At 64.4% G+C, this 21,442-nt stretch carries 21 protein-coding genes; 8 read left to right on the top strand and 13 right to left on the bottom strand.

The features are described from left to right. Positions 1-66: 66 nt before the first annotated feature. The 5 genes from ACIGJE_RS24750 to ACIGJE_RS24730 form a co-directional block, all read right to left on the bottom strand. Entirely contained in the window at positions 67-1,083 is a 1,017-nt protein-coding gene (locus tag ACIGJE_RS24750; protein ID WP_415084613.1) for a galactitol-1-phosphate 5-dehydrogenase, read from the bottom strand. 56 nt (positions 1,084-1,139) lie between these two features. Beyond that, positions 1,140-2,288, bottom strand: coding sequence for a glycerol dehydrogenase (locus ACIGJE_RS24745; RefSeq protein WP_415084615.1), 1,149 nt, complete (start codon positions 2,286-2,288; stop codon positions 1,140-1,142). A 140-nt stretch (positions 2,289-2,428) separates the two neighbouring features. Beyond that, positions 2,429-3,418: an ABC transporter permease gene (locus ACIGJE_RS24740; RefSeq protein WP_311940095.1), complete on the bottom strand. Its 990-nt coding sequence runs from the start codon at positions 3,416-3,418 to the stop codon at positions 2,429-2,431. Between the two features lie 4 nt (positions 3,419-3,422). After that, positions 3,423-4,940: a sugar ABC transporter ATP-binding protein gene (locus ACIGJE_RS24735; protein ID WP_311940093.1), complete on the bottom strand. Its 1,518-nt coding sequence runs from the start codon at positions 4,938-4,940 to the stop codon at positions 3,423-3,425. 175 nt (positions 4,941-5,115) lie between these two features. Further along, positions 5,116-6,084, bottom strand: a complete 969-nt coding sequence (locus ACIGJE_RS24730; RefSeq protein WP_209432877.1) for a substrate-binding domain-containing protein — start codon at positions 6,082-6,084, stop codon at positions 5,116-5,118. A gap of 272 nt (positions 6,085-6,356) precedes the next feature. Here ACIGJE_RS24730 and ACIGJE_RS24725 point away from each other — a divergent pair, with 272 nt between their 5' ends. Continuing rightward, positions 6,357-6,977, top strand: coding sequence for a glucose-6-phosphate isomerase (locus tag ACIGJE_RS24725; RefSeq protein WP_311940157.1), 621 nt, complete (start codon positions 6,357-6,359; stop codon positions 6,975-6,977). Between the two features lie 207 nt (positions 6,978-7,184). On the opposite strand, the gene ACIGJE_RS24720 is transcribed toward ACIGJE_RS24725, so the two are convergent. The 8 genes from ACIGJE_RS24720 to ACIGJE_RS24685 form a co-directional block, all read right to left on the bottom strand. After that, positions 7,185-7,670 carry a MarR family winged helix-turn-helix transcriptional regulator gene (locus ACIGJE_RS24720; protein ID WP_311940089.1) on the bottom strand — a complete coding sequence of 162 codons (486 nt, stop codon included), beginning with the start codon at positions 7,668-7,670 and terminating at the stop codon, positions 7,185-7,187. 125 nt (positions 7,671-7,795) lie between these two features. Beyond that, positions 7,796-8,377 (bottom strand): NAD(P)H-dependent oxidoreductase, encoded by a 582-nt coding sequence (locus tag ACIGJE_RS24715; RefSeq protein WP_415084619.1) that lies wholly within the window; start codon positions 8,375-8,377, stop codon positions 7,796-7,798. Then, positions 8,377-8,685, bottom strand: coding sequence for a cupin domain-containing protein (locus ACIGJE_RS24710; protein ID WP_311940085.1), 309 nt, complete (start codon positions 8,683-8,685; stop codon positions 8,377-8,379). Before ACIGJE_RS24710 ends, ACIGJE_RS24715 begins: the two co-directional genes overlap by 1 nt. A 2-nt stretch (positions 8,686-8,687) precedes the next feature. After that, complete coding sequence (locus tag ACIGJE_RS24705; protein ID WP_415084621.1) at positions 8,688-10,097, bottom strand: FAD-binding oxidoreductase; 1,410 nt, start codon at positions 10,095-10,097, stop codon at positions 8,688-8,690. Positions 10,098-10,157: 60 nt separating this feature from the next. Further along, the gene (locus tag ACIGJE_RS24700; RefSeq protein WP_415084623.1) at positions 10,158-11,495 is read right to left on the bottom strand and encodes a cytosine deaminase; all 1,338 of its coding nucleotides are present in this window, start codon (positions 11,493-11,495) and stop codon (positions 10,158-10,160) included. A gap of 2 nt (positions 11,496-11,497) precedes the next feature. Then, positions 11,498-12,337: an ABC transporter permease gene (locus ACIGJE_RS24695; RefSeq protein WP_394312970.1), complete on the bottom strand. Its 840-nt coding sequence runs from the start codon at positions 12,335-12,337 to the stop codon at positions 11,498-11,500. A 35-nt stretch (positions 12,338-12,372) separates the two neighbouring features. Beyond that, positions 12,373-13,167: an ABC transporter ATP-binding protein gene (locus ACIGJE_RS24690; protein ID WP_415084626.1), complete on the bottom strand. Its 795-nt coding sequence runs from the start codon at positions 13,165-13,167 to the stop codon at positions 12,373-12,375. 124 nt (positions 13,168-13,291) lie between these two features. Then, positions 13,292-14,308 carry an ABC transporter substrate-binding protein gene (locus ACIGJE_RS24685; protein ID WP_311940074.1) on the bottom strand — a complete coding sequence of 339 codons (1,017 nt, stop codon included), beginning with the start codon at positions 14,306-14,308 and terminating at the stop codon, positions 13,292-13,294. A gap of 147 nt (positions 14,309-14,455) precedes the next feature. On the opposite strand from ACIGJE_RS24685, the gene ACIGJE_RS24680 reads away from it, so the two are divergent. From ACIGJE_RS24680 to ACIGJE_RS24650, 7 genes are all read left to right on the top strand, one after another. Further along, positions 14,456-14,842, top strand: a complete 387-nt coding sequence (locus ACIGJE_RS24680; protein ID WP_415084628.1) for a RidA family protein — start codon at positions 14,456-14,458, stop codon at positions 14,840-14,842. A 222-nt stretch (positions 14,843-15,064) separates the two neighbouring features. Then, the gene (locus ACIGJE_RS24675; protein WP_311940155.1) at positions 15,065-15,922 is read left to right on the top strand and encodes a LysR substrate-binding domain-containing protein; all 858 of its coding nucleotides are present in this window, start codon (positions 15,065-15,067) and stop codon (positions 15,920-15,922) included. A gap of 415 nt (positions 15,923-16,337) precedes the next feature. Further along, positions 16,338-17,372, top strand: a complete 1,035-nt coding sequence (locus ACIGJE_RS24670) for an ABC transporter substrate-binding protein (RefSeq protein WP_394313160.1) — start codon at positions 16,338-16,340, stop codon at positions 17,370-17,372. 297 nt (positions 17,373-17,669) lie between these two features. Next, positions 17,670-18,560: an ABC transporter permease gene (locus ACIGJE_RS24665; protein WP_415084630.1), complete on the top strand. Its 891-nt coding sequence runs from the start codon at positions 17,670-17,672 to the stop codon at positions 18,558-18,560. Next, the gene (locus ACIGJE_RS24660) at positions 18,557-19,393 is read left to right on the top strand and encodes an ABC transporter permease (RefSeq protein ID WP_415084632.1); all 837 of its coding nucleotides are present in this window, start codon (positions 18,557-18,559) and stop codon (positions 19,391-19,393) included. The genes ACIGJE_RS24665 and ACIGJE_RS24660 overlap by 4 nt, the downstream gene beginning before the upstream one ends. 12 nt (positions 19,394-19,405) lie before the next feature. Continuing rightward, positions 19,406-20,497 carry an ABC transporter ATP-binding protein gene (locus ACIGJE_RS24655; protein WP_149252044.1) on the top strand — a complete coding sequence of 364 codons (1,092 nt, stop codon included), beginning with the start codon at positions 19,406-19,408 and terminating at the stop codon, positions 20,495-20,497. A gap of 48 nt (positions 20,498-20,545) precedes the next feature. After that, entirely contained in the window at positions 20,546-21,337 is a 792-nt protein-coding gene (locus ACIGJE_RS24650) for a transporter substrate-binding domain-containing protein (protein WP_149252043.1), read from the top strand. Positions 21,338-21,442 lie beyond the last annotated feature (105 nt).

Below are 21,442 nucleotides of genomic sequence, written 5' to 3'. Positions count from 1 at the left end.
CAAGGTAGCGCATCTCCCCTCATCCCCCTGCCGGGACCTTCCGCCGCAAGGGAGAAGGGACCCAGTCTACGGCCTGAACATCACCTTGGAGAAGAACTCGTTCTTGCGCTTGAAGCTCTCGAACATGCCGGGTAGTTCCTCGAGCGTGAGCTCATGGGTGATCATGAACTCCCATTTGAGCTTGCCGGTGGCGAGGGCGTCGAGGGACACGGTCCATTGCTTGCCAGGGAAGGGGGCGCCGAAGGAGTTCCAGGCCCCGTGCAGCGACACTTCCTGGCGCAGGAAGTGCTGGAAGGTCTGGTTCTCCAGCGCGACCTCGCCGACGGGAATGCCGATGAACACGACATGGCCGCCTGGGCCGGCCAGCTTGGCGGCAAAGTTGATCGAGGAGGGATGGCCGGCAGCCTCGACGATGAGGTCGCAATTCAACCCTGATGGCAACGGATCGGTGATCAACTGGGTGTGGGTCGCACCGGCCTCGCGCGCCTGTTCGAGCTTCTGCTCGGAGACGTCGACGGCGACGACTTCCGTGCAGCCCATCAGCTTCATCCACTGTATCGCGAACAGCCCGATCGGGCCGCAGCCGATGACGCCGCCGCGCTGGCCAACGGTGGGCGGGGCCTTCCAGACGGCGTGGAGGGCGATCGAAGCCGGGTCGGTCATGGCGATGGCGCGGGGATCGGCGTCGGCTGGGGCCTTGAGCAGATTGCCCACCGGCACCGAGACGAATTCGGTATAGGCGCCGTCGCGACGGCTGCCGAAATAGTCATAGTTGCGGCAGCGCGAGAAATTGCCGGTCGCGCACTGATCGCAGACCCGGCAGGGGATGAGCGGGGCGACGCCGACGAGCTCCCCCTTCTCGAAACCGCTTACGCCGGCGCCGATCTCCGTGATGTGGCCGGAGAATTCATGGCCGCAGATGATCGGCATGCGATGGGCGCCCTTGGTCAGCATGCGGGGAAGGTCCGAGCCGCATACGCCCACCGCGGCAACCCGCAGCAGCACCTCACCCGTTGCGGCAACTGGCTTCGGAACATCCTCGAGGCGAATGTCGCCCGGCGAATACATGACGGCTGCGCGCATGGTCAAAGTCCTTGAATAGGGGAGGAGGTGTGTCGGAAAAGGGGAAGCAGGGGCCGTCAGACGGCCTGCCGCTCCGCGCCGAAGAGCGAGGAGGTGAAGGCGTCCAGGGCGATGATGGCATCGCGGACGATCTCCACCGACAGGGGCACGGCGACCCGCCAGGTGATCGACCCTTCCTTCAGGGCCGCCTTGGCGACGCGCTCGATGTCGGCGGCGGTGGCCTTGCCGAGCCTGAGGTCGGCTAGGGTGGCGGGCAGGCCCAGCGATTTGCAGAAGCGGGCGGTTTCCTCGATCTCGGCGAGCGGGCGCCCCTCCAGCATCAGGAGGCAGAGCACGCCGAAGGCGACCTTCTCGCCGTGGAAGAAGCCATGGCTTTCCTCGAGAGCGGTCAGGCCGTCATGGATGCCGTGGGCGGCGGAAACCGCGCAATTCTCGAAGCCCAGGCCGCTGAGCAGCGTATTGGCCTCGATGATGTTCTCGACGGCCGGCGTCAGCGCGCCCTTCTCGACCGCGAGCTTGGCCGCCAGCGCATCGCGCATCAGCACTTCGTGGCAGGCCTTGGCGATGGCGATGCCCGCGAGCGGGGCGGGATAGCCGCCAGCGATGAAATTGTCGGAACGCGATTCCAGGTTGGAGCGAGCCTCGAACCAGGTGGAGAGCGCATCGCCGATGCCGGCGACCAGGAAGCGCGCGGGCGCCTTGGCGATCAGGGCGCTGTCAACCACCACCACGTCCGGGTTGCGCGGCAGCATGAAGGATTCCTTGAACACGCCCTGCGGGGTGTAAGTCACCGCGATGGCGCTGGTCGGCGCGTCCGTGGATGCGATGGTCGGCACGATGGCGATGCGGGCCTGGTTGGCGATCGCGGCCAGCTTGGCGGTGTCGGCCGTCTTGCCGCCGCCGATGCCGACGACGACATCCGCCTTGGCCTCGGCGACCAGGGCCGTCACCCGGTCGATCTCCTCGCGGCAGCATTCGCCGTTGAACTTCTCCATGGTCAGGCCGAGGCCGCTGCCCTCCAGCGAGGCAAGGATCGAGGGGCCGAGTTTCTCGAACACGAAGCCATCGACGAGCAGGAAGGCCTTGCTGCCGAGCGGACGAAGATGATCGGCGAGGCGGTCGATCTCGCCGGCGCGCTGAATGTATTTGAGCGGACCACCGAAGGCCCGGCCCTGTGCGCTGTGCCATCCCTGAGTTGCGGCCATTTGAAGGAATTCCCTGTGTCGCACCGCCTGGCGGCGGTGAATGACCGATATTCACATTTGTGAAATATGATCATATATGTGAAAAACTAGACAAAAAGAGACGCGCTGTCAACGGAGTCGGCAGCGCGTCGGGTCGTGTTCTATCGTTTCAAGGTGCCGGTGGCGTATTGCAGCAGCATCGCCACCACGATGATCAGGCCGGTATAGAGCTGCTGGCTGTAGCCCGGCACCCCGGCGAGGTTCATGATGTTGGCGATGATGCCCATCACCAGCGTGCCCAGCAGCGTGTTGACCACGTCGCCGCGGCCACCCATCAGGCTGGCGCCGCCGATCACCACCGCAGCGATGACGTTGAGTTCCATGCCGACGCCGACCTGCGCCGAGCCGATGGTCGTGCGGCTGGCGGAAATCACGCCGGCGAGCCCGGCCAGCGCCCCGGAGATCACATAGACGGAGAGAACGTAGCGCGGCACCGCGATGCCGGAGAGCCGCACGGCCTCCTCGTTGGAGCCGATGGCGGTGATGATGCGGCCGAAGCGCGTGAAGGAGAGCACGATGCCGCCGACGATGAACACCGCGAACATCAGGATGACGGGCTGGGGTATGCCGAGCCAGTAGCCGGCGCCGAAATCGGCCAGGGCCTGGCCGCCGTCACCGATCGAGATCGGCCGCCCTTCCGAGATCATGAAGGAGAGCGAGCGGGCGATCGCCATCATGGCCAGCGACATCACGAAGGAGGGCAGGCGCATATAGGCGACGAAGAAGCCGACGGCGAGGCCACAGGCGGCCCCGCACAGGATCACCAAGGCGATGCTGACGCCGACGCCATAGCCGAGCTTGGCGATGAAATAGGCTGTGAGCACGCAGCCCAGCGCCAGCACCGAGCCGACGGAAAGGTCGATGCCGCGGGTGAGGATGACGAAAAGCATGCCCACCGACATGATGCCCGCGCCGGAAGCGACCTGCCGGAGCACGTTCAGGATGTTGTTCTTGGTCAGGAAGCTGTCGGTCCACACGGAGGCGACGATGACCAGGACCAGGAAGATGCCGAGGGTCGCGAAACGCTGCACCAGGGCGCCGAGATCATAGCCGCGCTTGCCGTCGCCGCGGTTCTCGCTGAGAGCTGTCATTGTCCTATACCGTTCCAGCTTGAATTGGTTTGCCGGGCTGCCCACCCTCGCTCATGGCCAGGGAAAGCAGGTTTTCCTCGCTGTAGCCGTCCGGCCTGAGTTCGCCGCGGATCTCGCCCTCGCGCATCACCAGCACGCGGTCGCACAGGCCGAAGAGTTCCTGGTGCTCGGAGGAGATCACCAGCACGGCCTTGCCGGCCTCCGCCAGGCGATTGACCAGCGTGTAGATCTCGGTCTTGGCGCCGACGTCGACGCCGCGGGTCGGCTCGTCGAGGATGATGAGATCGCCATCGGCATGGAACCACTTGGCCAGCACTACCTTCTGCTGGTTGCCGCCCGACAGGCTCGAGACGGGCGCGTCGACGCTGGCGGCCTTGAGGCGCAAGCTCTGGCCAAGCTCACTGACGGTACGCCGTTCCAGGCCCCGGCGCAGGAAGCCGAGTGCAGTAGTGATCGACGACATCCGCGCCATGGTGGCGTTCACCCGGATGGGTTTGTCGAGGATGACGCCCTGATGCTTGCGGTCCTCAGGGACCAGCCCGACGCCGGCCGCGACGGCATCGCGGGGCGAGCGGAAATGCACCGGCTTGCCCTTGAGCTTGATGGCGCCGCTATCGGGTTTGTCGGCCCCGAAGATCAGGCGGGCAACCTCGGTGCGTCCGGAGCCGACCAGGCCGCCGAGGCCGACGATTTCACCGGCACGCACCGCCAGGCTGACATTGCGGACCTTGCGGCCGGCATGCAGGGCGGAGACGCTGATCACTTCCTCGCCGATCTTGCGCTCCCCACGCTCGGGGAAGAGGGCGGAGAGCGGCCGGCCGACCATCATGCGGATGATGTCGTCGATGCTCACGTCCTTGGCAGCGACGGTGCCGACGAGCTGGCCATCCTTCATCACCGTCATGCGGTCGGAAATCCGCATCACCTCTTCGAGGCGATGGGAGATGTAGACGACGCCGACACCATGGGCGCGCAGGTCGGCGATGACCTTGTGCAGGCGTGCGGCGTCTCGGTCCGACAGCACGGCGGTCGGCTCGTCGAAAATGATGATCTTGACCTCGCGCGACAGCGCCTTGGCGATCTCGACCACCTGTTGATGGGCGACGGCGAGATTGCCGACGCGCTCGCCCGGATCGATGTCGAAACCCAGCCGCTTGATCAGTTCGCCGGCGCGTTTCCTCAGCCCAGGCCCGGCGAAGACGCCGGGTAGTTCGCCCAGGAAGATGTTCTCCGCCACCGACAGATCGGGCGCCAGCGCCAGTTCCTGGTGGATCACGGCGATGCCGAGGGCCTTGGCCATGCGCGGATCGCGGAAATCGACATGGCGGCCGGCGATCTTCACCTCGCCGCTGCTGGGCTGGAGCTCGCCGCCCAGCACGCGCATCAGCGTCGACTTGCCGGCCCCGTTTTCGCCGAGCAAGGCATGGACTTCGCCGCTCTGGACGTCGAAGTCGACGCCCTTGAGGGCGTGCACGCCGCCGAAGGATTTGGTGATGGCGGTGAGCCTGGCGAGTTCGGACATCAAGACCTCGCTGGTTTGGATATCGCAGGGCGACTATTGCCTTCTCCCCTTGCGGGAGAAGGTGGCGCGAAGCGCCGGATGAGGGGAGACGCACGACCTTGCCGTGTCTGCGTTTCACCCCTCTGCCGGGACCTTCTCCCGCAAGGGGAGAAGGCGCATGACTCGAAGCGGCCGCTTAGAACACCGCGTCCTTCTTGTAGAACTTGTCGACGTTCTCCTGGGTGATCACCGCGGGCGTGGTGAGCTGGAGCTTGGGCGTGTCGGCGCCGAGCTCGCCCTTGAGGGCCTTCAGGCCGATATCGACAGCGGTACGGGCTACCAGATCGGGGTCGTTGAGGCCGGTCGCGCCATATTTGCCTTCCTTGATGAGGGCGAGCGCTTCCTTCTGGCCATCGGCGGCAGCGAGCACCAGCACGTCGTTCTTGCCGGCGGCCTGCAGCGCCTTCATGCCGCCCAGCGCCATCGAGTCGTTCTCGGCCAGCAGCACGGTGACGTCGGGATGGGCCTGCAGCAGGTCCTCGGCGGCCTTGAGGCCGTCTTCGGTCGCCCAGTTGCCCCAGCCCTGGCCGAGCACTTCGAAGCTGGCCTTGCCGTCATTGACGAGCTGGCCTTCGACCAGGCCGCGGAAGACGCCGAGGCGACGGTCACGGCCGACTTCATTGCCCTGCGAGCCTGAGAGCAGGATGATCTTGACAGGCTTGCCCTGCATCTTCTTGGCCAGCCACTGGCCGACCAGGAAGCCGTTCTGGTCGTTGGAGGAGCGCACCTGGGTGACGATGTTGGCCTTGGTGTTGATGGAGGAATCCATCACCACCACCTTCACGCCGGCCGCGCTGGCGGCATTGGCGGCGCCGACGAGGCCTTCGGGATCGCGCGGGTTGAGAATCAGGAGGTTGACGCCCTTGGCGACCATGTCCTCGACGTCGGAAATCTGCTTGCCCATGTCGTTCTGGCCGTCGGAGGTGGTAACCTCGCAACCCGCCTTCTTGCCCTGGTCGATGGCGGCGGCCTGCTGGGCAGCGAAATAGGGGGCGCTCAGCGTGTACATCGCCACGCCGATCTTGCAGTCGGCGGCGCTCGCCATGCCCATCGTGCCGGCCAGCAATGCTGCGGCCAGGCTGCCGCCCAAAAGGGTCTTCTTCATTGGCTCTCTCCTCCACGTCGTCTGTCAGGGCATTTTTTCGGGCCCAGTTCTGTAGCATAAGTACATTTTTTGATAGGGGTCAAGCGAGTGAAATTTTAAAAAATTGAAACAAAATCACATTCGTGAAATATTGCAACGCAATATTGCATAAATTAGCTTGAAATAGGTTAAAATAATGCATCTGGGGTTGTCGGGGTGCTGATAAAAATGTAGTGATGCTACAAAATGGCGAACTTCCTAGATTGCCGCAGTCGAAAGAAAGGTTGGTTGATATGTCCATGCGCGAGCCGGGCCTGTGCGTCGTCGATATCGAGAAGGGGGAATTGCGGGGGGCGACCAACCGCTACACCAAGACGATGGCCGACCTTGCCGGTCTCTATGAAGACGAGGCGGCCTACCAGGCGGTCCTGGCCGAACTCGGCGACAAGGTCGTCTATGAGGTGACGGATTACAAACCCTCGGCGGATGCCGGGGACATGATCATCGGGGTCACCCGCATGATTCCCGGCAAGGTGGGGCGGGAATATTTCCTCACGCGCGGCCACATCCACGCCAATCCCAATCGTCCGGAAATGTATTACGGCGAGAGCGGGCATGGCATCATGCTGCTGGAATCGCCGGCCGGAGAGATCCGCACCGTCGAGATCGGGCCGCGCAGCCTATGCTATGTGCCGCCCTACTGGATCCACCGCTCGGTCAATGTCGGCACCACCGATCTCGTCATGACCTTCGCCTATCCCGCCGATTCAGGGCAGGACTACGACATCATCGCCAAGGCTGGCGGCATGCGCAGCCGTATCGTCGACGACGGCAAGGGCGGCTGGGCGGCCGTCGACAATGACGGTTACCAGTTCCGACCGAAGGATTTGGTCGAAGCCATCATGGCGAGATGAATGAGGCTTCCCTTCTCCCCTTGCGGGTGTCGTCAACTCCCTTGAGTTGACTAGAGGTCCCGGCAGGGGGATGAGGGGTCTCGCGACTTATCTAGGTCATGTTGGCGGCAGGTCGCCAAGAACGGTGAGGTTGCAAAACCCCTCATCCGCCCCTTCGGGGCACCTTCTCCCGCAAGGGGAGAAGGGAAGGTGGGCTGCTTCCCACCTTCACGCCTCGTCGGCGTCGCCCTCGTCGTCGTCATCGGCGTCCATCTCGCCGCCGAGTGCATGCTTGAAGCCCTTTTCGACCCGCTTGAGCAGCTTGCGCAGGCGCTTGCGGTCCTTGTTGTCGAGATGGCTGGTGGCTTCCGCCTCGATGTCGAGCGCCAGGGCTGCGATGGCGGCGGCCTTTTCCTTGCCGTCCGCGCTCAGGCCCACGCGCACGACACGGCCATCGCCGTCCGTCGCCTTGCGCTCGATCAGGCCGGCGGCCGACAGGCGTGCGATCGTCTTGGAGGCCGTAGGCGGCCTGACGCGCAGGATGTCTGCCAATTCGCTCATCGAGAGGGCTTCCCGCCCGGCAAGGGCTTCGAGCACCTGTTCCTGGCCCGGAAACAGGCCGAGCCCTTCGAGGAGCTTGGCGGTGCGGGCCCGGTGCAGCCGGGCCACGTGGATCAACTGATAACCAAGTGTCTTGGAGGCCGGATGTCGCATGGCAATGATCCGCCGGCTGATGATTTGCTGTAGCCGGCTTCAGATACAGTTTCTGGCAGAAAATGTCGAGGATTTCGTGGGCTTTTACCTGGAATCAGGTAAAAATTTCCTATCCGGCGCAGCTTTTAGATCCTGGCGAGCGTCCGCTTCACCTTGGCCAGGAAGGCAGCACGCGACCGGTCCGTCGACAGGTTCATCGAATAATGGGCGAGATAGCGAAAGCGCGCGAAGGGCTTGACCACGCCCCGCAGCATGCGCGTGATCACGCGTCGCGGCGGGTCACTCATCAGCAAGGCTTTCAGGTGCGAGCCGCCATAGGTGGTGACGGCCACCACCTTGGTGATGTTGTGTAAATTGCCCTGAACCTTGCCGTCGACCAGGGTGAAGGATACGCCGGGCAGGAAGACCCGGTCGAAGAAACCCTTGAGGATGGCGGGAAAGCCATAATTCCAGATCGGCGTGACGATCACCAGCACCTGCGCCCGCTGCAGGCGTTCGACGTAAGCCGCCACGCCGTCACGGTTTCGCGCCAGGTCGTGATAGGCGCGCCGTTCGGCGGCCGTCAGCACGGGCTGGAAGCCCTCGGCATAGAGGTCGCAATCGTCGACCTCGTGGCCGGCCTTGCGCAAGGACTCCACGACGCAGGCATGCAGTGCCGCGCCGAAGGATTCCTCGCAAGGGTGGGAGAAGAGGACGAGGACCCGCATCAGCCCTTCATCTCGACCTCGACGAAGGCCATGTGGGACTGGCCGCCATTGAAGACATTGTGCTCGACGCCGGCCGGGCGCGAATAGGAGATGCCGGCTGCGAGCGGCACCAGCTTCTCGCCCTGCGCGTCGACGATGCGCAGCGTGCCGTCGACCAGCGGCACCACGGCATAGGGATATTCATGCCGATGCCAGCCGGTTTCCTGGCCGGGCTGGAAATCGTAGCGAGTGATGCGCACCCGATCGTCGTCGACCTGCAGCGTTCCTGTCGCCAGATTGGTGTTGTCGCTGTTGTGTGCTCCACACATCGTCAGGCCTCCATTTGCATGCCCCGGAACAGATAGGTCCGGTTCTTGGTGTAATCATAATCGGGATCGTCCCAGGCGATCATCTTGCCGGGATTGAGCAAGCCCTTGGGATCGGCTTCGCGCTTGAAGGCGAGCTGCACCTCGTCGGTCTGCTTCATGCCGCCTTCCTCCAGCGTATAGCGGTGCGGATTGAACACCGGCGCGCCCATGTCCTCATGGATGCGGATGATCTCGTCGAGACGCTCCTCGGTGGTGAACTTGACGAGCGGCAGCCCGAAACAGGTGATCTTGCCGTCGAAGCGCACGAATTCGAGATGGGCCACCACTTCGTCGCCGAAGACAGCGTGGATCCTGGAGACGAGGTCGAGCTGGTTGGGGAAGGGATAGAGCGTCTGCAGATAGGTGATGGTAGGGTCGATCTTGAGGGCACGCAGCGTGGTGTGGTTCCAGCCGAGCTCGTAGATGTCAGGCAGGCCCTTGCGGTCGGCCTCGCTCATATCAGATGTCGAGAACAGCAGTTCGGCGCCCTTGCGCCGACGGGTGATGGTGAGGAAGGCGTCGTAGTTCTGCGGGGCGATCATGGCGCAGACGATGTGCTTGTCGCGCGGGATCCAGCGCCGGTGCCGGTTGAAATAGTCGTGGGCAGCCGGTGCGGCCACCACGGCAAGCTGTTTCTTGAGGATGCCGTCGGCCTCACCCGTCTCATTGGCGAAGGCGGCTGCCTCGGCGAGCGTATCGAAGCCGACGATGACGTCGATCCATTTGAAGGCGGTGGTCAGCGGCATCTCGACTTCGGTGATGATGCCATTGGTGCCGTAGGCATGGCTGACCTTGTGCAGGTCCTCGCCGGTGAGATCGAGGATGCGCGGGCTTTCTTCCATCGTCACTACCTTGAGGCGGGTGACGTTGCCCCAGTCACGCAGCCCGCCCCAGGTGATCGAGCCGACGCCGCCCGAGCCGCCGGCGACGAAGCCGCCAATGGTGGCGGTCTTGGCGGTGGAAGGATGCAGGCGTAGTTCCTGGCCGGAATGGACCTGCGTCTTCTTGTCGATCTCGGCCATCACCGCGCCGGCTTCGGCGACCAGCACGCCGGGCTCGATCGAGATGATCTTGTCCATGAAGGACAGATCGAGCACGGCCCCGCGCGAAAGCGGCATGGCCTGGCCGTAATTGCCGGTACCGGTGCCGCGGGGGGTGACGGGAATGTCGAGCTTGTAGCAGGCGGCGAGCGCGGCGACGACGTCGGCGGCCGATTTGGCGAAGATGATGCAATCGCCGGTGATGTGGTCGAGCTCGCGCTTGAGCACCGGCGAATACCAGAAGAAGTCGCGGCTCTTCTGCCGCACCAAAGTCGGGTGATCCTCGATGCGGATGTCGGGCAGGCGGGCCTTGAGGGCGGCGATGTCGGTCATGCGATCGAACCTGGCGGAGATTTTCGGGGGGCGGGTCTTCAGACCCGCCGATTCGAGCGATCAGGGGTGGTGGGAAGCAGGCGGGTCTGAAGACCCGCCCCCCAGCACCGCGTCCAGCTCTTCATAGTCCGGCAAAGTGGTGTCGATGGCCCGGCCATCGCGCACCACGATGCGGTCGGCCTGCGGGCGGGACAGCAGTTCCGTCCAGGTCCTGGCCTTGAACAGCACGAAATCGGCCGGTCCCCCGACGCGCAGCCGGCCGGCATCGATGCCCATCACCGAGGCCGGCGTCGCCGTGATGGCCTTGGGCCAGTCGCCGAAGGGATGGTCGAGATGGGCCACGCGCGTCGCCTCGCGGAAGACCTCGAGGGCATCGAGATCGCCATAGGCATAGAAGGGGTCGCGGGTGTTGTCGGAGGAGACTGCGACATCAACCCCCGCAGCCTTCAATTCGTGCAGCAGCGTCACGCCGCGCGAGCGCGGGGTGCGGCCGGGAACACGATCCTGCAGATAGAGATTGCACATCGGCAGCGACACCACGGCGATGCCGGCTTCGGCCACCTTGTCGATGGTGGCCTTGATCTCGTCCTCCTCCTGCCGGGCGAGGGAACAGCAATGGCCGACCGTGACCTGGCCGGCGAAGCGATGGCGCAGGGCCGCTTCGGCGACGTGGCGCAGGGAACGGGCGGTGGGGTCCTGGGTCTCGTCGACGTGGAAATCGAGGTCGAAGCCATTATCGGCGGCGAGACGGAACAGCGTGTCCAGGCCCTGGTCAAGCTCCGGCACCATATAGGTGACGCCGCCCAGGATGCCGTCATGTGCGCGCAGGGCTGCGATGATGTCCGACATATGCGCACGATCGGCCACGTGCTCGATGGAGAACAGCGCCACCGCCTGCAATTCGATGCTGCCAGCCCATTTCTCCCGCATCTCGGCAAAAACAGGCCAGGAAATGCCGATCTGCTTGCCGATCGAATCGAGATGGGTGCGGATGGCGGATGTGCCATGCGCATAGGCGCAGCGCAGCGAGAAATCCATGCGGGCGGCGACGTCGGCGGCCGACCAATTGGCTTCGCGATCCAGGGTGACGTTGTCGAGCGCGCCGAAGAAGGTGCCGTCGGGATTGCGGCGACGCGGCCAGATATGGCCCTTGTCGAGATGGGTGTGCAGTTCCACGAAGCTCGGGAACACCATGCCGGTCGAGAGCGCGTCGGTGGGGCCCGTCACGGCCTCGATCGCCTCGATGCGGCCGTCGGCGACGGTCAGGCAGACGCGCGCCAGGCCGTCTTGGTCGATGCCGGCAAGCTGCTGCGGCACCAGGCAGGCCGGCACGCTGGCCTCGACCGCCCAGCGGCCGGCGGGTGGGATCTTGGCGGCTGATTGAACGGATTTGGGCACGATCAGTTTTCCCGCTTCAGCGCGCTCTCATGCCATTTGTGCAGCAGGAGATGCGACAGATAGGACAGGGCGAGGAAGATGACGATGCCGCTCAGCGACAGCAGCACCAGCGCGGCATAGGCACGCGGATAGGCAAAATAGCGCGGCGCGAGATAGATGATATAGCCAAGCCCGCCGCGGGCGCCGCCCGCGCCGGTGGCAAGCTCCGACACCACGGCGCCGATCAGCGACAGGCCGCCGGCAATGCGTACGCCGCCGAGGAAATAGGGCAGGGCGCCGCGCAGCCGCAGCAGCCATAGCTTCTGCCAGGACGAAGCGCGGTAGAGCTCGAACAGATTGAGCAGATTATGGTCGGTCGAGCGCAGGCCGATCAGCGTGTTGGCGAGCACCGGGAAGAAGGCGACGAGCCACACGCAGATCAAGAGCACGGTGGCCTGCGAGAAGATCACCAGCAAGAGTGGCGCCAGGGCCAGGACCGGCGTGACCTGCAGGATGATGGCATAGGGATAGAGCGTATATTCGACCAGCCGCGACAGCGAGAACAGGATGGCCAGGCACACCCCGCCCACCACCGCGAGTACGAAGCCTTTCAGCGTTACTTCCAGGGTGAAGAGCCAGGCCGGCCCCAGTGTTTCCCATTCGCGGAAAAAGGCCGCCCAGATCTCGCTGGGAGCGGGCACCACCTTCATCGGCGTGAGACCGGCCGCCACGCAATATTCCCAGGCCCCCAGCACCACCACCAGAAAGGCGAGCGGCAGCAGCCATTTCAGCAGGGCTGGCGGGCCCCGGCGGGATGCTGCGGAAGGGGCGGCGGCATCGCCCGCTGAACTGATCGCGCTCATCCTGTTCCTGCCCTCCTGATCCAAATCTCTCGCGATCAATGCCCGTCGACGGTCCCGGCGGCCTTGCCGATGGCCGAGGTCAGCGCGGCGGAGGCCTGGCGGCAATAGTCGACATAGATGGGCGTGGTGCGGAAGGCCGCGCCGCGCGGGCGTTCGGCATCGATGGTGAGTTCGGCGAAGGCCCGTCCCGGCCGGGCCGCCATCACCACGATGCGGTCGGAAATATAGACGCTTTCGAACACCGAATGGGTGACGAACACCACCGTCCAGCCGAGTTCGCCTTGCAGGCGCATCAGGTCGTCGTTGAGTTTCTGGCGTGTGATCTCGTCCAGCGCAGCGAAGGGTTCGTCCATGAGGAGGAGCCTGGGGCGGGTCACCATGGCGCGGGCGATCGAGACGCGCATGCGCATGCCGCCGGAGAGTTCGCGCGGATAGGCATCGGCGAAGGCGGCCAAGCCGACGCTTTCGAGGGCCTGCATGACCGGATCCCGGACGGCCTTTCGCGATACGCCCTTGAGGCGCGCGGGCAGCCAGACATTGTCGAAGACGCTGGCCCAGGGCATCAGCGTCGGTTCCTGGAAGACGAAACCGACGTCGCGGGAATGGTCCGCTCCGCCATCCGCCCAGACCACGCTGCCGCTCGAGGCCTCGCCCAGCCCGGCGATGATGCGTAGCGCCGTCGACTTGCCGCAGCCCGAAGGTCCCAGCAGAGAGAGGATCTCACCCTGGCGAATGTCGAGGTCGAGATGCTGGAGCGCGGTCGTGCCCGAGGAGAAGGTCTTGCCCACGTCGCGCAGCGAGACGACGGTCGGGCGGGCCGGAGGGTTCAAGATGGACCTCCGGTACGTTGGCTTGGCCTGTCGCCTCGGCGAGATGGCCCTTTATTGCCGGGGCAGCGCCACCCCGACCGGGAGGCGTGGCGGAACTCTGCCGGTAACACTCGACCCAACATCGTCACTTCTTGATCAGGTCGGAGCCGACATTCTTGTTCACGAATTTCAGCGTGTAGGCCTTCTTGTAGTCGAAATCGGGCTTGTAGAGGCCGACGGCGACCATCTTGTCGAAGAAGGACTTCATATGCTCGTCGGTCATGGCGCCGATGCCGCTTTTCTCGGCGTCACCCGACATGACGATGCCATAGGCCTTGATCTGCTTGACGGCGAAGGCGAGGTTCTCGTCGGTCATGTCGGGATTGTCCTTCTGGATCGCCGCATTGCCGAGCTTGTTGTCGCCGTAGAGATAGGTGGCCCAGCCGATCGCCGAGGCATCGACGAATTTCTGCACCACGTCAGGCTTGGCATCGATGATGTCCTGACGGGTGACGATCAGGGTCGAATAGGTGTTCCAGCCCTGGTCCGCGATCAGGAAGACATTGGGCTTGAAGCCGCCGCCCTTTTCCACCTGGAGGGGCTCGGACGCCACATAGCCTTGCTGGACCGAACCCTTGTCGGCGATGAAGGGGCCGGGATTGAAGTCATAGGGCTTGACGGCCTCGTCGGTGAAGCCGAAGGCCGCCTTCATCCAGGCATAGCCGGTGGCCTGGAAATCGGGGCCGATGAAAATGGTCTTGGCCTTCTTCAAATCCTCCCAGCTGTCGAGGCCGACGCCGGGATGCGTCATCAGGATCTGCGGGTCCTTCTGGAAGGTCGCGGCCACCGCGACGAGGGGAACCCCCTCCTTGGCGGCTGAAAAGACCTCGACCAGATTGCCGCCCATATAGAAGTCGTTCTTGCCGGCGACCAGGGCAGTGGCGTTGTTGGCGGTCGGTCCCCCCTGCACGATCTCGACGTCGAGGCCGAACTTCTTGTAGGTGCCGTCGGCCACGGCCTGATAGTAGCCGCCATGCTCGCCCTGGGCCAGCCAGTTGGTGCCGAAGCGTACCTTCACCAGTTCCTCGGCACAGGCGGCGTTCAGGTTGGCAAAAAACACGGCCGTCGCTGCAAGCACGGCGGTCTTGAGCATGCTGTTCATTCCTGTCGCCTCTGTTCGGTTTCGTCTTGGGAGTTACTGGTATCGGATTGCCGCAACGCCGGTGCCCGATTGTTAGCGCCAATTCACGCTTGCACAAGTCGTGATCACGATTAATTTTGCGCCGGCCAGATTTTCGAAGGACCCGCCATGCTTCGCGCCGTCACACCGTCCTCGCTGCGGGCTCCCTTCGCCCGCTACAGCCACGCCATGGAGGTGCCGGCCGGCGCCCGCATGCTATTTTGTTCCGGTCAGCTCGGCATCGGCCCGGACGAGTCGATTCCGGAGGGGGCAGAAGCACAGGCCAGGCTGATCTTCAAGACGATCGAGACGATCCTGACCGAGGCCGGTATGGCGCTCGCCGATATCGTCAGGATCAATGCCTATGTCACCGGCCGCGAGCACATGGCAGGTTATATGAAGGCCCGTGATGCGGTGGTGGCCGATCCGCCGCCCGCCTCCACCCTGATGATCGTCTCGGGCTTCACGCGGGAAGAGTTCAAGGTCGAGGTGGAGGTGGTGGCGGCAAAGGCGTGAGAGCCGAGGGAGGCAGCCGGTCGCCATAGGCCCTTGTGATTTTCGATCGGTATGGAACAATGCCCACAAGCGTCCTGGGCCTTGAAAGGGCCGGCCGGCACAGGCGGGGACGCCAGACCAGGGGATCGAGAGCATGGACCACCCTATCCGGCGCCCCGCGGCGCACGTGCCGCCGTCATGCGTCCCGCCCATCCGGCTTGCCGGCTCTTCGCCGCACTCCGCATGCTGAACCTCGATCCCTACCTGCTTCGCGCCTTTCTCTCCGTCGCCGAAGTGGGGACGGTGAACGGCGCGGCGCTGTCGCTGCATCGCACGCAGGCCGCGGTCAGCATGCAGATCCGCAAGCTCGAAGCCCTGGTTGGATCGGACCTGTTCGAGCGCAGCCCCAAGGGGCTGACGCTGACCGCGGACGGGCTCCTCCTGGTGCCCTATGCCCGCGAGATCCTCACCTTGACCGACGAGGTCGGCAAGCGCCTGAACGGCCGGCAGATCGAGGGGCGCATCCGCCTCGGCGTGGTCGAGGATTTCGCCGCCACCCGGCTGATCGAGATTCTCCGCGATTTCCGTGACAAGAATGCCCGGGTCGACATCGACATCCTGGTCGAATCCAATGCGCGGCTGGCCGCCATGCTGGAGAATGACGAACTCGACATCGCGGTCTGCGATACCAGCCGCTGCAGCCGCAAGCCGGCGCATGTGTGGAACGAATATCTGCACTGGGTCGGGCGCTCCGACATCGAGTTCACGCCGGACACGCCGCTGCCCGTGATCATGTTCGTGGAAAGCTGTCCCTGGCGCGGACCGGCCATGGCGACGCTGGCCATGCGCAACCGCAACTGGCGCATCGTCTGCGAGGCCTCGACTTTGGTGGCGATGGCGACGGCGGTGCGCGTGGGCATCGGCATCGGTCCGATGATTGCGGCAACCATTCCCGAGGGCTGCCGTGCCCTCGACAAGACCATCGACATGCCGGGCTCGGCCCGGGTCGATATCGGTCTCTATGTCCGCAGCGGCGCGCGCGAGGAATCGCGTTTCCTGGCCGATTTCGTGCTGCGCCAGGTCGAGCTCGGCCACGCCTGAGCTGTTTTCAATAGGCGACCCGAGCTCGATAAGATCGCCACGAGAAGTCGAGCTTGCACACGCCTGATATCGATCTGGGCGAATGTTTTGTCATCCCCGGCCGAGCGAAGCGAGGGGAAGGGGCTAAGGTATTGAAACCGTTGGCCGCTGGATCCCCTTCCCGAGGTCTGTGGCCTCGCCGGGGACGACAAACAGACACTCGGTATCGTCGGTATGAGACAATCCGCATGTCCGGGGGCATTCAGCAACGCTTATACCCTCACGCGAATTATCCGGCTACCGCAGGCGGCCTTTTTCGGGCCCCCTTGGCCTCGCCTGAACCTGTCCATAACAGTCGATCCACGACGAGGACATGGTGATCGCTACCGAGGGGAACATCATGGTCGAACTGTCGCGCAGGAACCTGCTCGCTCTCATGGGCTCGCTGAGCCTGCCCGTCTTGCTGGGGCAGGCCGCACCGGCCCGGGCCGCCGGCACCAAGCTGACCGCCGTCGAATGGGGCGGCGACGTCGTCAAGGCGATGAAGGAAATCGCCGCCCAGCAAAGCGCAGCCGAGATCGACTGGGTGCTGCACCAGGGCGGCGCCGCCGCCATCCTGCCCAAGATCAAGGCGATCTGGCCACGCACCGATTTCGACTATGTCGCCGGCTGGGAAGGTTCCTTCAACTCGATGATCAAGGAAGACTGGCTGGAGACCGTCAACCCGGCCGACATTCCCAATCTCGCCGACATCCCCGCCAAGATGATCATCAAGAACGACAAGGGTGGCATCATGGCGGTGCCGCGCGCCGTCGGCGGCATGTATTTCGGCTATCGCACCGACACCGTGCCGATGCCGGTCACCAAGATCGACGACCTGTTCGATCCCAAGCTGAAGGGCGCCATCTGCTGGCCGGGCCCGACCCAGAGCATGATGCTGCAGATCGTGGCGCTGGCCCTGCATGGCGGCGGCGACGAGAAGAACATGGAACCGGGCTGGAAGCTGATGGCGGACCTGGCCAAGTCCGGCAATATCGGCCGCATCGCGGTGACCGATGTCGACTTCACCAATTCCTTCACCGCGGGCGAAACCTCGGTCGGCTTCTTCGCCGAACCGAGCTGGGCGGCGGTCGCCAAGAACTTCCCGGTGACCCGCCTGACCAAGCAGAAGGGCATGGCGACCTTCCTCTATCAGAGCGGCTTTGCCGTGCTGAAGAACCGGCCCAACCTCAAGGCGACGCTGGACTTCATCAATTTCGCCATCAGCCCGGCTATGAACACGCTCTACGCCAAGGTTGCGGGCGAAGCGCCGCTCAACGCCAAGGCCGAAAAGCCCGACAATCTCAAGCACCTGATCTTCACCCCGGCCGAAATGGACGAGTTCGTCCATGTGCCCGACTACAATGTGGTGCTCTCCAACCAGGACGCCTGGGCCAAGCGCTGGGAAGCCGACATCGCCCCGCTGCTGTGAAGTAACTTCGAGTGGGCGCATCGGAATCGATCTCCGGCCTAGTAGGCAACAGCCTTGCGGGTCGCGCGAGATGACGGACTTAACGAAAGAGTGCGACGCGTGTGCCCCCCTCGCCCCGTCCTTACGGGGAGAGGATAGAGGTGAGGGGCTTCGCAAAGCGCTTAATCACTAAGGTCACGCTGCCCCTCATCCCTACCTTCTCCCCGTAACGACGGGGCGAAGGGGTGGCTGGCGTCGCGACCATGAAGCCAGCCCTGACCTCCGGATTGCCCGCTCCGTCTGCAGGAGGATTTCGCCTTGTCGGCCCCAGCCCTTTTGACGGCCAGCCCCACGACGTCATCGCCCAATCGTGGCGCGATACTGCTGCTCGTGCCGGCGCTCGCAGTCTTTGCCCTGATCTTCGTCGCACCGCTGATCGACCTCGCTTTGGAGAGCTTCCGTCAATTCGTGCCGGGACGCATCGGTTCGGCGGCGGATTCGCCCTTCGTACTCGACAATTATCGCGAGCTGGCCAGCCCGTCCTTCGCGGGTGTGCTGGTGGAGACCTTCCGCATCAGCGTCGCTGCCTCGCTCGTCGGCCTCATCATCGCCTTCCCGATCGCCTATGGCATCGTGCGCCGCTTCTCGCCGCGCGGGCGGGTTGCCTGCATCGGCCTGATGATCACGCTGGTGCTGCTCTCCATGCTGGTGCGTACCTATGCGCTGGAGCTGACCTTCGGCTCGGTCGGCATTATCAGGCCTCTTCTGACCCTGCTCGGCATCGCGCCCACCAGCCGCTGGTATATCGAGACCCTGGTCGGGGCAGGGCTGTTGCATGCGGTGATCCCGATCAGCGTGCTGACCTTGATGGGCACGGTGCAGAATCTCGACCCGCGCCTGATCGATGCCGCCCAGTCCCTGGGGGCGCCGGCCTGGCGCGCCCATCTCGACATCACCCTGCGGCGCAGCCTGCCGGCGCTGGTGTCGTCCTTCCTGGTCTCGCTGACCTTCTCGATCAGCGCCTTCGTCATTCCGATGGTGCTCGGCAAGGGGCGGGTGCTGTTCATCTCCAACGTGATCTACAACCGCTTTAGCGACGTCTCCAACTATCCCAGCGGCGCCGCCGTCTCGATCACCATGCTGATCCTGACCCTGATCGTCGTCTATCTGGTCTCGCTCGTGCAGCATGGCCGGAGGAAAAGCGCATGACCGCCGACGGCAATGCCAAAGTGTGGGGCGATCGCCTCGCCATTACCGGCACCAACATGGTGATCGGGCTCGGCCTGGTCTTCCTGATCGTGCCGCTGTTGGTGGCGGGGCTGCTCGCCTTCGACGCCCGCGACTATCTCGGGCCACTGCCGCCGCCAGGCCTGTCGCTGCACTGGTTCGAAAAGCTGTTCTCGCAGGATTATGTCGTTGATGGCCTGACCACCAGCCTCGAGATCGCCGTGCTGGCGACCGTCATCAACGTGGTGATCGGCACCGCGGCCGCCGTGGGGCTCGATCGCGGCGAGTTCCGCGGCAAGGGCGTGATCATGGGGGCCTTCCTGTCGCCGCTGATCGTGCCGGCTGTGGTGACGGGTTTCGCCCTGCTGCTGTTCCTCTCCAAGATCGGCGTGGTCAGCGGCTTTCCGCGCCTGCTGGCCGGGCACATCATCATCACGCTGCCCTATGCCCTGCGCGCCACTTTGGCGAGCCTGGTCGGCCGCGACAAGCGCCTGACCGAGGCTGCCCTGATCCTGGGGGCCACGGAGAAGCAGGCCTTCTGGAGCGTCACCCTGCCCTTGATCCGCACCGGCATCGTCACCGGCGCCGTCTTTACTTTCGCGATCTCGATGGATGACGTCGCCGTCAGCCTCTTCCTTACCGATCCCACCACCTACACGCTGCCGGTGGCGCTGGTGAGCAATATGCGGGCCTCCTTCGACCTCACCATCGCGGCCGCCGCCGTGCTGCTGGTCGGCATCACCGCCATCCTCATCATCATCCTCGAACGCCTCGTCGGTTTCGACCGGCTGATCGGGCAGGGCATGTTCAGGTAACAGGAGCCAGACATGGCGAACTCCGTGGAATTCATCAATGCCGTCAAGCATTTCGGCGATGTGACGGCGGTCGACGGCGTTTCCTTCTCGATCGCCGGTGGCGAGACCGTCGCCCTGCTCGGCCCGAGCGGCTGCGGCAAGACCACCATCCTGCGCATCATCGCCGGTTTCGAACGACCCGATTCCGGCGTGGTGCGCATCGCCGGCGAGGACGTCACCCGGCTCCGGCCCTATCAGCGCAATGTCGGCCTCCTGTTCCAGCATTATGCGCTGTTCCCGCACATGACCATCGCCGAGAACGTCGCCTATGGGCTGCGCTACCGGGGCTGCCCGCGCAACGAGATCGACGACCGCGTCGCCCAGATGCTGGAGCTGGTGCGCCTGCCGGATTTCGGCCATCGCAAGCCCCATCAGCTTTCAGGCGGCCAGCAGCAGCGCGTCGCCCTGGCCCGCGCCCTGGCCACGCGCCCCGGCCTGGTCCTGCTCGACGAGCCGCTCTCTGCACTCGATGCCAAATTGCGCCAGGAATTGCGGGCCGAGCTCAAGCAGGTGCTCGCCGCCGTCGACGCCACCACCATCGTGGTCACCCATGACCAGGAGGAGGCGATGAGCCTGGGCGAACGGGTCTTCGTGATGAAAAGCGGCACGATCGTGCAGGCCGGCCCGCCCAACGAGGTCTATGGCCAGCCGCGCTCACGCTTCGTGGCCGAATTCATGGGCCGGGCCAACTGGTTCCGCGGCCGCCTGGAAGCCCATGGCAACGGGCTTGCCGCCTTTGTCGGCGCCAATGGCATGAAGCTGGTGGTCTCCACCTTCGACGATGCCACCGGGCGCGGGGAGGTGGATCTGTGCGTGCGGCCCGAAAGCATTGATCTGATGCCGTTGCAGGCCGCAGCCACTTCCGGTGAGCGCAACCGCATTCCCGGCCAGGTGCTGGAGGTGACGCCGCTCGGTGCCATGCGGCAGATCCTCGTCGAACTACAGGGCGGCGGGCAGGTGCTTGCCGTCCAGCCCAACCGCAGCGGCGAGGCGCACGGCCCCGGGCAGCCTGTGATCGTCGGCCTGCCGGCGGAGGGCTGCGTGGTCGTGCCGGTCGCCGCCTGAGCCTTTGCCTGCCGTTACCATCAACCATCCAGAGAAAGGAACGACATCATGATCCTTCGCAACATCCTGCGCGCGGCTGCCCTGACGGCCGCCTTGTTCGCGGGCAGCCTCGCCGCCAAGGCCGATGCGCTCGACGACATCACCAAGGCCGGCGTGATCAATGTCGGCGTCTTCGCCGACTTCCCGCCCTTCTCTTCGGTCAACCCGGACATGAGCCTGAAGGGCTATGACATCGACGTCGCGCAGATCCTCGCCGACGGACTGAAGGTCAAGCTCAACCTGGTCAGCGTGACCGGCCAGAATCGCATTCCCTTCCTGACCGAAAAGCGCGTCGACCTCCTGATGAGCGTCGGCTACAGCGCCGAGCGCGAGAAGGTGGTCGACTATGTCTCGGCCTACGCGCCCTATTATATCGCCGTGATCGGCCCGCAGGCCCTCAAGGTCAGCGGCAAGGAAGACCTGGCCGACAAGTCCATCGCCGTCAATCGCGGCACGCTGGAGGACACCTCGCTGACGGCAGTGGTTCCTGCATCGGCCGATGTCCGCCGCTTCGACAATTATAACTCGGTGATCCAGGCCTTCCTCTCCGGCCAGGCCCAGGTGATGGTGGTGGGCAACGATGTCGGCTCGCAGGTGCTGGCCAAGCGGGTGGACCTCAAGCCCGAGCAGAAGTTCCAGCTTCTGTCCTCGCCCGACCATATCGCCATCAACAAGAACGAACCGCGCCTCAAGCAGGCCCTCAATGATGCCGTCGCCAAGCTGCTGGCGGATGGCAAGCTCAACGAGATCTCGGTGAAGTGGTTGCAGAAGCCGCTCGACCCCAAGGATCTCAAGGACTGATGCCAAGGCAGATGTTCGATCTGTCATCACCGGCGGGCCAAAGGCCCGGAAAGGGGATCCAAGGGCCAACGCCGTCGCGATTGCCCCTGGATTCCCTTCCCCCCG

The sequence above is a fragment of the Labrys sp. E2SS-1L genome (genome assembly GCF_057073705.1).
This window is presented reverse-complemented; position numbering and strand designations above follow the sequence as displayed.

Bases quoted from the DNA above. Each gene is read 5' to 3' on its own strand.
- ACIGJE_RS24750 (WP_415084613.1), bottom strand. From the start codon at position 1,083: ATGCGCGCAGCCGTCATGTATTCGCCGGGCGACATTCGCCTCGAGGAT.
- ACIGJE_RS24745 (WP_415084615.1), bottom strand. From the start codon at position 2,288: ATGGCCGCAACTCAGGGATGGCACAGCGCACAGGGCCGGGCCTTCGGT.
- ACIGJE_RS24740 (WP_311940095.1), bottom strand. From the start codon at position 3,418: ATGACAGCTCTCAGCGAGAACCGCGGCGACGGCAAGCGCGGCTATGAT.
- ACIGJE_RS24735 (WP_311940093.1), bottom strand. From the start codon at position 4,940: ATGTCCGAACTCGCCAGGCTCACCGCCATCACCAAATCCTTCGGCGGC.
- ACIGJE_RS24730 (WP_209432877.1), bottom strand. From the start codon at position 6,084: ATGAAGAAGACCCTTTTGGGCGGCAGCCTGGCCGCAGCATTGCTGGCC.
- ACIGJE_RS24725 (WP_311940157.1), top strand. From the start codon at position 6,357: ATGTCCATGCGCGAGCCGGGCCTGTGCGTCGTCGATATCGAGAAGGGG.
- ACIGJE_RS24720 (WP_311940089.1), bottom strand. From the start codon at position 7,670: ATGCGACATCCGGCCTCCAAGACACTTGGTTATCAGTTGATCCACGTG.
- ACIGJE_RS24715 (WP_415084619.1), bottom strand. From the start codon at position 8,377: ATGCGGGTCCTCGTCCTCTTCTCCCACCCTTGCGAGGAATCCTTCGGC.
- ACIGJE_RS24710 (WP_311940085.1), bottom strand. From the start codon at position 8,685: ATGTGTGGAGCACACAACAGCGACAACACCAATCTGGCGACAGGAACG.
- ACIGJE_RS24705 (WP_415084621.1), bottom strand. From the start codon at position 10,097: ATGACCGACATCGCCGCCCTCAAGGCCCGCCTGCCCGACATCCGCATC.
- ACIGJE_RS24695 (WP_394312970.1), bottom strand. From the start codon at position 12,337: ATGAGCGCGATCAGTTCAGCGGGCGATGCCGCCGCCCCTTCCGCAGCA.
- ACIGJE_RS24685 (WP_311940074.1), bottom strand. From the start codon at position 14,308: ATGAACAGCATGCTCAAGACCGCCGTGCTTGCAGCGACGGCCGTGTTT.
- ACIGJE_RS24680 (WP_415084628.1), top strand. From the start codon at position 14,456: ATGCTTCGCGCCGTCACACCGTCCTCGCTGCGGGCTCCCTTCGCCCGC.
- ACIGJE_RS24675 (WP_311940155.1), top strand. From the start codon at position 15,065: ATGCTGAACCTCGATCCCTACCTGCTTCGCGCCTTTCTCTCCGTCGCC.
- ACIGJE_RS24670 (WP_394313160.1), top strand. From the start codon at position 16,338: ATGGGCTCGCTGAGCCTGCCCGTCTTGCTGGGGCAGGCCGCACCGGCC.
- ACIGJE_RS24660 (WP_415084632.1), top strand. From the start codon at position 18,557: ATGACCGCCGACGGCAATGCCAAAGTGTGGGGCGATCGCCTCGCCATT.
- ACIGJE_RS24655 (WP_149252044.1), top strand. From the start codon at position 19,406: ATGGCGAACTCCGTGGAATTCATCAATGCCGTCAAGCATTTCGGCGAT.
- ACIGJE_RS24650 (WP_149252043.1), top strand. From the start codon at position 20,546: ATGATCCTTCGCAACATCCTGCGCGCGGCTGCCCTGACGGCCGCCTTG.